The following is a 13163-nucleotide window of genomic DNA, read 5'->3' on the forward strand; positions in this document are numbered from 1 at the left end:
GTTTTAAGCCTATGTGACGCCCTTTCAGGGCTATTTATTATATGTTCCTATATCCCAGGGCGTTGCCCTGGGCTAGTATGTTACGCCCCTTTGGGGCTGAGGATAAACACCCGCTAAGGAGGAAATGGCACTACTTAACTGTTTTTAGCTCAAGCCGAATATTTACCTCTTAAAGGGGCCTCAATCCCTTGAGCTACTTGCCAATTGCATTCAGCGCTATTTGCGAAATAGGGAGTTTCAGATTCTTCTTGTTGATGATTCTACTCTGGCCCGTGAATTGACCCGAGATTTTCTATCAACAGTTCTACCGGCGCTATGAACGCCGATGACCTCACTCAATTACGACAAAAGTTAAAAATTGATTATATCGCTGGCGACATCCATGATCTTATCAACGAGTCAATGGAGGGAACTGAACGGGGTTAAAGCAATCGTCGGTAATTTAAAAAACTTTTCGCGGCAAGGAGAGACTGATGCAAAAAGACCTGGCACGACGATAAAAATGCCTTTGTTTCTGTCTCAGATTCCGGACATGGCATCCCGGCCGAAATCATCAATAAATTATTCGAGCCATTTTTTACCACTAAAGATGTTGGAAAAGGCACCGGCCTCGGGCTGAGCATTTCTCACGAAATAATACGAAAACACAACGGTACAATCAACGTTGACAGTGAGGTCGGAAAAGACAGCACCTTCAGCATTTCCCTCCCACTTACCGGAATAGCATGACAGTATAAAATCGTATCGTATATCTCCGTCTTCATCCCCGTTTCAGGGTGTCGTCCGGCCGGCTCAGCTTCAGGGCTTATGATTGCAGGTCAGGCAGATCCCATTGCGACAGTGAAGTAAAACGTTGACCCCTTATCAACTCGGCTTTCCACCCATATTTTTCCGTCCAGCATACTTACAAACTTTGCACAGGTTGCCAGACCAAGACCCACCCCCTCATGCCGCCTGGTCATGTAATCTTCCGCCTGAGTGAAAGGCTCAAAAATGTGGTCGTGTTTATCGACCTCCAGACCACAGCCAGTATCCTTAACTGAAAACTGAAATTCACTTCTCCCATCAGAAAGCTCTCGTACCTTCCGTACTTTTATCTCTATGGAGCCTGAATCAGTGAACTTTATGGCATTATCCGTGATATTGTAGAGGATTTGCTCTAAGGCCACCTTATCACCGAACAATAACTCCTCAGATACCTGTTCATCGACATCAAGGTTTAGCGAAAGTTTTTTTTCCTGCGACCTCGTCGTGGCCGTCGTTAAAAGGTTATCAAGTATCGGTTTTAGCTGAAAGTGACAGGGTTTTCTATCGGTCTTTCCAGCTTCTATTGCTGAAAAATCGAGAATCTGGTTCAGCAATTTCATGAGCCTTTCTGCCGACTTCTCCACTATCCCAACATATTTTTTGGGTTCAGGAGGAAGATCAGCCCCAGCAAGAAGTCCGGCAAAGCCCATAATACCATTCATTGGTGTCCGAAGTTCATGCCCTATAGTACACAAGAAATTAGTCTTGGCATTACTGCCGGACTCAGCTTTCTCTTTTGCCTCCCGCAACTCTTTCAAAAGATCTCTTTCTCTGAACACCCGATCAAGTTTTGCCACAAACTCATCCCTTTTAAACGGCTTCGCGATAAAATCAGCAGCCCCAGCTTTAATAACATCAATATATGAATATTGGCTGCTAAAGCCGGTCATGACGATCACATCGATTGTTGCATAGTTTTCCTTAATGTGTTTAAGGAGGCCCATACCGTCCATTTTCGGCATGACCAGATCGGTCACAACCACACTGAAATCCCCTGCCGTCAATAATTTAACCGCTTCCTCTCCGTTTTCGGCAGATATGTATTGAAGACCCATGGATTCGGCATATCGCTCAATCAGCGAGAGGTGACCCGCGTCGTCATCGACAATCAGTATTTTCATAGATTCATCTAGCAAAACAGAACTCCTCAAAAGAAACGTGCCATGTCATCGAATACTCTCCTTGGCAGATTAAAGACAGCCACCAAAGCAAAGCCCCTTCAAACCTTTATTTTACCCTTTAACACAAGCGATTCATACTCTTCAGGATAATGTTCTTTCATACAATCCGGGCAGATACTGTGGCTGATATCTGCGTCTGAATATTGTTTTATATAGACATCAACCTGCTCCCAATAGCCCCGGTAATCTCGAATTTTCTTGCAATAGGAACACAGGGGCAAGATTCCCCTCAACGTTTTAATCTCTTTCAAAGACTGCTGCAGCTTTACAATGAGTATCTCTTTTTCGGTTTCAACTATCTTCCTGGCCGTCACATCCCGAACCAACCCATCATATCCATAGAGACAGTTGTCAGCATTGTAGTGCCTGACAATAGTGTTTTGAACCCAGCGAATAGTGCCGTCTTTATGGTATATCCTATGTTCAATGACCGAAGACTCCTGGCCGGCAATGATGTCAGCCGTTTGCTTCAAGACCGCATCTCGGTCTTCCGCATGAATCATATCGAGCCACAGGTATGGTTGAGCAGTATACTCTTCAGAGGTAAATCCGGTTACCCCTGCACAGGCGCTACTGTGAGTCGTTTTAACAGCGGTGCCATTTTCAATGATAACAGTGTAGGTGTAGTCAGTTATCGCTTTAATGAGTTCATCGTACTTCCTTTCACAATTTTGCAGCGCCAAAGTTACTTTCCTTTGGCCTGTTTCAGTACCATTAGATTTTTTCATAGCGGGCATCTCATGATCCGGACAAATCGGAAATAACTGTCATAAAACAGGGGTTAAACTCTTCATGACAACTCAGCGCCTCTGATATCGGGCCTTGTCTGAAAAGATAGATCATGCAGCAGCATTCTCGTGCTATCAATTTGCGCCGTCCAGAACTTTGCGAATAGACTTGGCAAGATCGGTCAGCACTATTGGTTTCATGATAAACTCTTGTATACCGAGAGCCTGAGCTTTCTCTCGATTTATCACCTCACTGAATCCGGTACACAGTATCACCGGAAAATTCGGTCGAATCGCCCGTACTTTCCGCACCAGCTCTGCCCCGCTCATATGGGGCATTGCCATGTCGGTGAGGAGCAGGTCAAAATTCTTAGGATTTTTTTCATAAAGGCTTAGAGCCTCTAAGCTGCTTGAGGTAGCGCTAACCTCATAGCCCAAACTCATTAAAAAGGTTTTACTGAGTGCAACAATGGGCCCTTCGTCATCAACAATCAAAATACGCTCGCTGCCTTTGGGAATTGGAAACACCGTCTCAACCGGTTGGGACTCCATTGAGCTTTGGGTGATCGGCAAAAAGATTGTAAAGGTTGTTCCTTTCCCTAGCTCTGAATCTACTGCTATGGCGCCCATATGCTTTTTAACTATCCCATGCACAACAGCCAGGCCCATTCCCGTTCCTTCGCCATGTTTCTTGGTCGTAAAGAAGGGCTCAAAGATCTTTGTCATAATAGTTTGATCTATACCAGGACCACTGTCCTGCACTGAAAGTGTTAAATATGGCCCTGGGCAGATGTCCAACTCATTAAGTTGTGCATCGCCATCCTCCAAAACCTTCTTCGCCAGACTGACAGTTAGCACACCCCCTGTTTCGCGCATTTCATGATAGGCATTTGTGCATAAATTCATTAACACCTGATGTATCTGAGTCTGATCAGCCATTATCAAAATCTGCTCGCACTGAGGATCTATTTCAGAACGAATCTCAATGGATGTTGGAATTGTAGCCTTTAGCAGCTTGACCACTTCCTTCACAATAGATTGAATCTGAATAGGAAAACAGCTATCATTTCCCTGACGGCTAAAAGTGAGTATCTGCTTAATCAGTTGCCCGGCACGTAACCCGGCATTGTTGATTTCAACGAAATATTTGCCACTCTTATCCCCCTCGCTAGAGTTCATTTTGCCAAGCTCAGAGTAGCCGATCACCGCACTGAGGATATTATTGAAGTCATGAGCTATCCCGGCCGCTAAAGTTCCGATCGCTTCCATCTTCTGGGACTGCTGCAACTGACACTGCAGATTTTCTCTGTCTCTCTCCATGGCCCGACGCTCGGTAATATCAATGGCATATTCAACCACCTTACTGAGTTCACCATTTTCATCCAATATCGGGAAGCAATGAACCTCCACAGTGCGTTCATTGCCGTCGGCGTCAAAATGCACATGTTCAACAGTCGTAGAACTCTTCGTCTCTTTCATCAAATTTATGGGGCAAGGATGGTGAGTGCCACAACAGGGCTCATCTTCGTGGTGGGACAGAGAGTAACAGGTCTGCCCAAACAGAAGTTTGCCGCCAAGGGCTGTAGAGTTGGCAATTTCCAAAGCAAAGGTGTTCGCATCAATCACAAAAAACGGATGGCTGAGGGATTCAAAGATTGAGTGGATAAATTCATTCTGCTTTTCAAGCTTACCTTGCAGTGCAAAATGCCGGTTTATATTCCTGTTTACCAGCCAACAGCCCCAGCCAATACCCAACAGGCCCAGGGCAAGTATCAGTAAATGGGTGGCTATCAGTTGCCACCGCATCTCACTCTCAATAAGCCGATAGGGCGCCATTGGGATGGACATAGAGGTGGCGCCTCTTACATCGCCAACCTCATAGCCCTGATGCCCATGACATTTAAGGCAGGGTTTTTGAGTGATAAAAGGTCGCATCAATCTCAAAACCGGCTTGCCATCGACGACTTCAAAGGAAGTAACCTCTTTAACGCCCTCATCAAAGACCTTCAGTTTTTTTTCTTCCCAGGGGTCTGGTTTGTTAATCGGATTGAGCAGCTTCAAACTGGTAAGGTGACCGCCAACCCCGGTCAAATTTGAAAATTCCGCCATCATCTGACGGATCATATAGGCAGGGTTGACAAGAGTGAGCTGCTTGCCGGACGGGGTCACAATATCCCTTTCCGGCACATGAGAGAGATAGGGATTCGGTGGGTTATCTTCAGACACAGGGGCATAGACACCGCCATGCTTGGCGCCCCATAATCGAAGGGCTAAATCCTTATCAAAGTAGGCTTTTGCCACATGCAGGGCGGTGGCTTCGGTCTGGTTCGTCACCAGATGCAGGTTCCAGTAGAGTGATCCGCAAATACTGGCTACCCAGACAATGACAATACTAACTGAAACCAAAGAAAACAAATGCTTTGACCCATCTTTTTTCGACATCAAAACACCCCTGTCCAAAAATCTTCCACGACCCTGCCCCCCCTAGCTTCACCGGGTTGCCTATAGGCGATGCATCAATCCGGGTGAAACCAGAAAAAACTGCCCTATTACCTTGTATCACAAACAATCGGTAATGTATAAATTTTTCCCGTGCCACCTGCACAAACTACTCCGGCCAAAACCTCTAGATATTCAAGCAGTTGAGAAGGGCAATCCGGACAACCAATCAAGAAGCTTTGGGAGGGAGTTTGGGGGCCGACACTGTGTTCAGATAATCACAGGCCTGGCAGCGAAATTTAATTTCCGGCCCCTTTTCTTCGTTAGAGTCCAGGCTGATAAAGTTTTTAGTGCCACAGTCTTCACAAAAAAGCAGAATCTGCTGTTGGCTCGGTTTTTCTTCCATAATCAATCCTGAGTGTTGTCAAGAAGAGCTCTGATTACCGTATCCTGCAAGGCAATATATTTTCGCATCTCTTCAAATATTGCCACTGTAGTGCCGAGGTCAGGCTGGCCGGAAGCGGCAATCGCTTCCGAGGCCAGATCACATAGCGCCCGAAGCAGTGCACCATTTTCGGTAATACTGGTATTGGTATCGCGAAGAGTGGTAAGAGTCGAGTCAAGGGCCTCAAGAAGCATCAGGGCAACCTTGTTGTCTGCCAGCAACTCCAGGGTTTCACTCAGGGCCTTGCTGTAGTCAGCACTCTGCCCAGAGGAAACTGAGGCCTCAACAATCTCTTTCAGCTCGGCAATGGCGGCCAGCTGAGCATCGACCTCTGCGCTTTTAACTTCCGCGATCGGGGCCTCCATCTGGGCGGCAGGCAGAGGCACAACACCACCTTCATCCTCCCCTTGCGACACCGTTGCACTTGAATCATCATCTCCGAAAAAAGAGTCAAGCCTGTTGCTGATCTCCTCACCATGGTCGGTACGATCAAAATCAGTATCGGTCTGCTCTACAAGAGTAAGAGTTTCCGTCACCTCCTCTTCTGAGCCCACTACTTTGGCGCCTTGGGCACCAGCCCCTTTTTTATCAGCTGGCATGTGCATCTGCAAAAGCAGGTCGTCTGCCGGTGTGCTGGGCTTACTTGCAAACAGGTCATCAAAAATATTGGCTTGCTGATTGGCATCAGCATCAGGCTCTTCCAAACTGCTCGATTGGGGCAGCGCAACAACTCCACCTTCATCTCCCAGTTGCGACACCGTTGCACTTGAACCCTCAACATCCTGATCGTGTGCCACCTCCTGAAATGACCACTGCCGGGAATCCCCCGCAGCCGGCCTTGGCACACCAGCCAAGGCCGGAGTTATCTCTTCAGATTCCGCCCCGGAAAGCGGCTCTTCTGGCTCTGCAACCTCTTTGTAAGCCGATTCTTTAGCCAGGCTGCCGCCTGCCGCCGGCGTCTCTCCGGTGGCAGGTTTGCTGGCCGCCTTCCGTGCCGCTGCGGTATTTGCCTCTTTTATGATTGCGCGGATCGTATTGTATTTACGCAACTCTGCCTGAACCAGTTCGACCTTGGCGGCCGTAGTCATCTCTTTTGAAATTGTCGATTTTTCCAGGCCATTGTAGACCGAATACAGAAGTTTCACTGCATCAGGATGTGCTGAGGCCTGACACGTCTTTATGTAAATGCCTAAGGCTCCGAGAATGCGCAGAAAAGCCAGGGCGATATTATCTTGCGCCCATAAATTTTCGAGCCTTTTAATCTCTTGCTGGTAGTTGTCCAATATCTCGGGTGTAATCTCCCAGTCAATCGAAAGAATTATCACCTTCAGTGCCTTTATTGGCGTGTCAATTTCCTCAAGAGTGAGATCAGAATCAAAGCTCTCCCCTGAATCAAAGGCAAAATCCTCGCTTACCTGCGCCGCAGTTATTATGTCTTCGAACTCATAATCCATTTTTTTGATCGTCGACTCTTTTACAGAGTTATTTAAATTTATCTTGTAGTGACGCCATGGTTAACATGATTATTTTTTTCAAGGTCGGAACGACATTGCCCCCCTGCAAAGCACTTGTCTCAAAGGCCGGAGCCTTTAATCGGCTATTAAGATCGTTCTGCATAATTTCATTTGACAGGACTTCAACGCCTGAACTCTTCAAATCAACTTTGTTGTACTGCAAGACAATGGGAATCTTAAAGATATCAAGATTATAGGCAGCCAGATTCTCGTTAAGATTATTAAGCGACTCAATGTTTTTCTTTCTTTGCTCGGGCTGGACATCAGCAACAAAAACAATACCATCGGCGCCCTTCAAAACCAGCTTTCTGGTCTCATTGTATTTCACCTGACCGGGGACGGTATAAAGCTGAATTCGAGCATCATAGCCCTGTATTTTACCGATATCAAACGGGAGAAAATCAAAAAACAGGGTCCGGTCACCATGGGTCTTCAGACTCACCATGTCACTCATTATACGGTGCCGAAATTTGTTGTTAATATACTCCAGATTTGTTGTCTTCCCACCTCTACCCGGACCATAATAAACAATCTTTACCTGGACTTCTTTTGTTTTAGGGTTGATAAATGCCAAAACAGTTCTCCTCTAGATCAAATTAGCTGAATTTTGTCCACCCACAGCACTGGGTTGCTTGTCTTTTCGGCCAGACACTGAACTCTTCATTAAAAGCAGGCCTTTCATTTAAGTTCACAAACAGACTTGACCTTAGTAATTACATCTTTGACCTTAAGACGCAGCAACCCCAAAGAGGTCTCATTGCTGAAGATTGTGAGCAGCAAGAGATCATCGCTTACTTTCGAAAAGTGAATGCTTACTTTTTCTCCCTTGTGATACAACAGAGAAAAATCAGTCTCACCGACTAATTTCCCCAAGGAGTCAACTGTAGCAAAATTGCCTGCAGCGATGGCAGCAAATGCAGTGGTATCGTAATTACTTTGGGAGTCATCGCACTTGGAAATTGTGTTGCCGGCAGTATCGATAAGCAGGGCACATTTTACGCCGCTATCAATCAGGTTATCTTTTAAGATAGTGTCGATAGCTTCAATCTGACTTGGATCATTTATGCCGTAGTTCATAAGGTTTCACTCTCTGGTTTACTTTGCATGTAGCTATCCAGGCGCTCTTGACTACTCCTGAGATGCTATAGATTTTTTTTCATCGAGTAGGCGAAGTCCTTCCATCAACATACTCATAAAGCCCCCTACTGGCGCTCGCTTTGCAGGTTCAGCTGCTGGTAGTGAGGTAGTAAAAACAAACGAGCCCTCCTGCTCCATGACGATATTGTAAAAAGCATCCTTGCCTTTCATTACGTTATAGCTGGAATCGACAATTTCACCATCAATAAAATCAACACTGGCCGTACCCCCAGGAAGAGCAAGTTCAACCGCCCCGCTCTTCATGTTTTCGTGGATCATCTGAAAAAGTTCTGAGGCCGAAAGCTCTGCAAGGCGCCCGTGGACACCCGTTACCTGCCCGGTGGGAACCGGCCGAATCGATTGGCTCAGTCGTTTGGCCATCAAGCGGGCCAGGGCCATTTTCATAAAAGGGAATTTTACAAGTAGATGTTTGAAGTCAGTAGCACTAAGCACCAGCGCATTCGCCGCTTCGACCACCTTCACGGTGACATTGACCGGCTGATCAAACATCAGGCTCATTTCGCCGAACACCTCACCTTTCCCGAGATGGCCGATTGTTTCCCCATGTCTGCCGAGCAGAACAACCTTGCCGGAGAGAAGCAGATAGAGGTTCCTGCCCGGAGTATCAATTTTGAGAATGGTACGCCCGACCTCAAATGTTTCGGTTGTAGCACACGTTGCAAAGTCCTTGAGACTGCTTTCATCGAGCCAGCTTAACAAGGCAAAATCTTTTAACTGCCCTTCCAGCGTCGTCATGTTTTCAGCCATTGCCCTCTTGGCGTCCAACTCTTTCATCATCCGTAACTGCGGCACAACCCACCCGTCATCTTTTTTGGAACAGACAAATTTGATAATACCGGTACAGCCGCCGCAGTTGAACTCCTTGCCGATGACCTCTTCACCATACGATTCAGCCGCCTTACCCTCCAGGGAGTTAAGAATATCTGCCACAATCTTGATCGGGAAGACACAGATCTCCCTTTTTACCGGAGGCTTAACAGCCACTCCAGTCAACTCGAAATAGTCACCCTTTTTATAGATAGGGCATTTCAGGGTTTCGGTTATATCGAATTTAAATTCAAGAAGGCTCATCTCGTAAAAACTTACCTGATTTTAGTTCCGGTGAGCAGATCGACTATACCGTCACCATCATCATCGTTTGCGCCCCCGATTTCGACGCGATCCCGAGCCTGCTCATCTCTTGGGGCAGTCAGGTCCACTCCATTCATTAAGTCGTTACTGGCTCCCGGTTTAGACGCAGATTGCGGTTGCCTTTCCATTTCTGGAACCGGAGCAGGGCTTGGATTTTGTGAAAAGGCGGTAAGAGAGGTGATTATTCGATCAATATCAACTGCAAGTTCAGTTTCACTGTTTTTTATTGAAAATCGTGCCCGTGTTAAAACATCAATGCAAAAAAATCGATCTTCCAGTTTATTAAAATCCAGTGGCTCTACTGTTCGTTCACTCATTTTTCACGTACCCAGACTGTTCGTCATGAATAAAAAAGCAAGTACTCAGCGAAAACGCAGATCTCTAACTTTCTATTGTATACACAAAAACGCCTGTTCTGCAAAAAATATTCACAAGGAGTGATTTATGAACTGGTATCTACCTGTTTAGGTTGCTAAATCCATCAATTTTGGTATACCACTCTCAGGGCATTCAATCAGACAGAAATATCTAAATCCCATCGGCTACCTTGGGATTCATCAACAAGGATTGCATCATGAAAATACAGATATCGAAGTCCAGGCTGTTCGCCCTCTCTTTTTTAAGCGTTTTCTACCTCAATCTGATTCTCTATACCCACCCTGTCATGGCCAGTGATGAGCCTGAAAATATCAGCTCCTTCGGGAACATGGCCTTGCTGCCTTTTACAAAAGGCGACTTCATCGAAAAATTAGGGGCCCAGAACATATCGCCATTGTCGTGCCCGATTGATCAAGTCTGCATAGATTTAAGCGAGGGAGATGAAACGCTGTTTTTTATGGAAAAGCTTGATAAGCGTTTACAAGATATTTTCAAAAACCGTCTTGACTCTAATCTTTTTCCAGTTGATGAAACGGCAAAACAAAACCAGCTATTGCCGGTTAATAGAGCTAAAGATACGTTATTAAGCCATGCCCTCGCCCTCGCCGACCAACTGAAGGTTGACTATGTACTTGTCCCACTCTTATGGAGTTATTCTGAACGGATCGGCAATCAATTTTCTGCCGAAAAGCCAGCCTCTGTCGCGCTTACATTATATCTTGTTTCAGCCAAGGAGAAAAAAAGAGTTTGGGCAGAAAGTATTGACAAGACCCAGCAATCACTGACCGACAATCTTCTCAATGCCAAAGAGCTTATCAAACTTGGCGGAAAGTGGGCGACCGCTGCTGAATTGGCCGAGGCCGGCATGCTGACAATTCTTAACGATTTCCCTTTGAAATCCCCGATAATCAAATAACGCCTCATATACAGATAGCGAGCCCGCGAGACCTTCGAGAAAGAGGCCTGTGATCTATACACCCCGCATGTAAACAGGCTGACGACGCAGTAGATGCGGTGGTCCTGAGTAGTTACCGGAAATCTTCCTTACGTATGCCCAACTGTTTCATCTTGCTGTACAGCCCTCTTGAGTGGATGCCTGCGATCTTTGCCGCCCGTCCGACCCGTCCCTCAGTTTCAGTAAGCACCTTTCTCAAATATATCCCTTCCACTTGTTCCAAGACAATTCTTTGAACCTCCGGCAGCGTTTTCCCTTCCCAAAAGGCCGAATCCCTGGCCATAGAGGCACTGAGCACTCCGGCCTGTTCTCCCCCCACATTGAATACACTTGGCAGATCATCTAAGGTTATGTGGTCACTCTTCGAGATCAGAATGGCGCGTTCAATTACATTCATCAACTCTCTGACATTGCCGGGCCAATCATAATTACAAAGAGCGGTCATGGCGGTTTTTGAAATATGGTGAATATCCTTGGCAATTCTAAATTTGTAATAGGTTAGAAAACGCCTGGCAAGCGTTGGGATATCCTCGCGCCGATCGCGCAAAGGCGGAATGGTCAGGGCCATGACGTTAAGCCTGAAATAAAGGTCTTTGCGAAAATTCCCGAGCTCAACCTCTTTTTCAAGTTCGCGATTGGTCGCCGCAATAACCCGCACATCAACCCAGATCGATTTTTCACCCCCCAGAGGTTTCACCTCATAATCCTGCAGTACCCGCAGCAGCTTTGTTTGCAAGTGCAGAGGCATTTCACCGATTTCATCCAGGAAAATTGTTCCACCGTGAGCCAGCTCAAAAGCGCCGCGACGCGATCGAGTGGCGCCGGTAAAAGCCCCGCTGGTGTGCCCGAAAAGTTCACTTTCCAGAAGTTGCTCGGGCAGCGCCGCAGTATTTAAAGCAATAAAAGGGCCGGAAGATCTGGGACTCTCTTCGTGTATAGCCTTGGCAAGATGCTCTTTGCCCACGCCGGTTTCACCAAGAAGTAAAATAATCGAATCGCTTGGTGCAACCAGCTGCACCTCGTTGATAAACATCTGCATGGTCTGACTTGAGGAGACAAAATCGCTGATTTTAGGCTGCGTAGTCTTTTTTCGAACAAGGTGATCAAGTTTGACGAGCTGAATTCGAGAGTCGAGTGTGGCCTGGATGGTATCGATAAGATTCCGCGATGACCCCCTTGAATAAATAACGACATCGGCGCCCGCCGCCATAAGTCTGGCATGCACCTCGGAGGAATCAAAGTCGTGGATCACTACAGTTGTAGGTGCCTCGGGAAGATTGTTAAGCAGCGCCATACTTGAATCAACCGGCCGGGGAATACTTGCCTCACTGACCACAATAATATCGCCGCAGCTCTGCACTACATTTTGCCAGGCGCTTTTTTTCTGACCGAAACACTCGACCTGCACATCCGAATAACTAAATGACTTCGCTATAAGGTCTTCCAGCTCTTTGTTTTCAACTGCAAGAATTAACCGTGTAAGCATTTTCTCTCCCGACCAGCCTGGTTTTTAAATTAGGTATTTTTTTTCTCTTTTATACAGGAAAACTTCGTAAAAAAGAAACTATTAAGTAATATTTTTCCTGTTTTTTATTAATAAGAGTTATCCCCAGCTAAAAAGCATAGATTCAAGATATTTCAACCCGCTAAATCTTGTAACAACCTGATATTTTTACCTTACCCAGCTCTATTTTGCCCACTCAGGCCGCCTTTATTCTCAGCGTCGTCAAATAATCAGTAATATTATACTCAAAAAAATAACTAAAGTGCAGCAACCTCACCCTCAGAATAGTCCGGCAACCCCTTTATCGGCGGCCTAAAAGCCGTAACTAACTTTTTATTGCAAAGTGGCACTCGTTTTGCTCACCGTAAACTAGAAAATGATGCAGGCGCTACTCTTAAAGTTGTGCAGGCGCAGTAAACAAATCTATTAAAAGCGGGATGACTGATCACATAGCTACTCCCGACATTCACAAATAACTCGAGCTAAAAACAGGAACTCCAATGACTACAATGACAACCCAAACTATCCGCACCCCTGAACCATTACCAACACGTTCCGGCCAGGAAGGCCTTTTCGCCATGAATGAGGCAATTGCCAAAGATGCCTGGGGCATAGCCTCATCCGTCGATATTTATAACTGCACACCACACACCATTCGTGACGCCGAGGCTATCCGATACTTTGTCATCGAACTTTGTGACCTGATCAAGATGAAGCGCTTTGGCGAAACCCAGATTGTCCATTTCGGTGAAGATGAAAGAGTGGCTGGTTTTTCAATGGTACAGCTCATCGAGACGTCGCTTATTTCAGGTCATTTTGCAAATCATACAAACGCAGTCTATCTTGACGTTTTCAGCTGCAAACCCTATTTACCAGAGACTGTTCAGAACTTTGCTCAAAGTTATTTTGGGGGAAGCCACAGT

12 protein-coding genes and 1 pseudogene are annotated in these 13163 nt (G+C 46.2%); 3 read left to right on the forward strand and 10 right to left on the reverse strand.

Annotation, left to right across the window (positions count from 1 at the left end; translation table 11 throughout):
- Positions 1 to 507 precede the first annotated feature (507 nt).
- Positions 508 to 729 (forward strand): annotated as a pseudogene (locus tag HQK80_11960) (hypothetical protein).
- Positions 730 to 818: 89 nt separating this feature from the next.
- Here HQK80_11960 and HQK80_11965 read toward each other — a convergent pair.
- The 9 genes from HQK80_11965 to HQK80_12005 form a co-directional block, all read right to left on the reverse strand.
- Complete coding sequence (locus tag HQK80_11965) at positions 819 to 1943, reverse strand: response regulator (protein MBF0222921.1); 1125 nt, start codon at positions 1941 to 1943, stop codon at positions 819 to 821.
- 83 nt (positions 1944 to 2026) lie between these two features.
- Positions 2027 to 2716 carry a PAS domain-containing protein gene (locus HQK80_11970; GenBank protein ID MBF0222922.1) on the reverse strand — a complete coding sequence of 230 codons (690 nt, stop codon included), beginning with the start codon at positions 2714 to 2716 and terminating at the stop codon, positions 2027 to 2029.
- A 135-nt stretch (positions 2717 to 2851) separates the two neighbouring features.
- The gene (locus HQK80_11975; protein MBF0222923.1) at positions 2852 to 5158 is read right to left on the reverse strand and encodes a DUF3365 domain-containing protein; all 2307 of its coding nucleotides are present in this window, start codon (positions 5156 to 5158) and stop codon (positions 2852 to 2854) included.
- Positions 5159 to 5384: 226 nt separating this feature from the next.
- Entirely contained in the window at positions 5385 to 5561 is a 177-nt protein-coding gene (locus HQK80_11980; protein MBF0222924.1) for a hypothetical protein, read from the reverse strand.
- 2 nt (positions 5562 to 5563) lie between these two features.
- Positions 5564 to 7054 (reverse strand): hypothetical protein, encoded by a 1491-nt coding sequence (locus tag HQK80_11985; GenBank protein MBF0222925.1) that lies wholly within the window; start codon positions 7052 to 7054, stop codon positions 5564 to 5566.
- Positions 7055 to 7082: 28 nt separating this feature from the next.
- The gene (locus HQK80_11990; GenBank protein ID MBF0222926.1) at positions 7083 to 7688 is read right to left on the reverse strand and encodes a GTPase domain-containing protein; all 606 of its coding nucleotides are present in this window, start codon (positions 7686 to 7688) and stop codon (positions 7083 to 7085) included.
- 104 nt (positions 7689 to 7792) lie between these two features.
- Positions 7793 to 8191: a roadblock/LC7 domain-containing protein gene (locus tag HQK80_11995; GenBank protein ID MBF0222927.1), complete on the reverse strand. Its 399-nt coding sequence runs from the start codon at positions 8189 to 8191 to the stop codon at positions 7793 to 7795.
- A 51-nt stretch (positions 8192 to 8242) separates the two neighbouring features.
- Entirely contained in the window at positions 8243 to 9343 is a 1101-nt protein-coding gene (locus HQK80_12000) for a cyclic nucleotide-binding domain-containing protein (protein ID MBF0222928.1), read from the reverse strand.
- 11 nt (positions 9344 to 9354) lie between these two features.
- Positions 9355 to 9720, reverse strand: a complete 366-nt coding sequence (locus HQK80_12005) for a hypothetical protein (GenBank protein ID MBF0222929.1) — start codon at positions 9718 to 9720, stop codon at positions 9355 to 9357.
- Between the two features lie 257 nt (positions 9721 to 9977).
- On the opposite strand from HQK80_12005, the gene HQK80_12010 reads away from it, so the two are divergent.
- On the forward strand, positions 9978 to 10697 hold the full coding sequence (locus tag HQK80_12010; protein ID MBF0222930.1) for a hypothetical protein: 720 nt from the start codon (positions 9978 to 9980) through the stop codon (positions 10695 to 10697).
- A 112-nt stretch (positions 10698 to 10809) separates the two neighbouring features.
- Here the strand turns inward: HQK80_12010 and HQK80_12015 are convergent, their stop codons facing one another.
- Positions 10810 to 12222, reverse strand: a complete 1413-nt coding sequence (locus tag HQK80_12015) for a sigma 54-interacting transcriptional regulator (protein ID MBF0222931.1) — start codon at positions 12220 to 12222, stop codon at positions 10810 to 10812.
- 518 nt (positions 12223 to 12740) lie between these two features.
- Here HQK80_12015 and HQK80_12020 point away from each other — a divergent pair.
- Positions 12741 to 13163, forward strand: a 423-nt coding sequence (locus tag HQK80_12020; GenBank protein MBF0222932.1) for an S-adenosylmethionine decarboxylase, incomplete at its 3' end; no start/stop codon positions are given.

This window comes from Desulfobulbaceae bacterium (genome assembly GCA_015231515.1).
Lineage (GTDB): Bacteria > Desulfobacterota > Desulfobulbia > Desulfobulbales > VMSU01 > JADGBM01.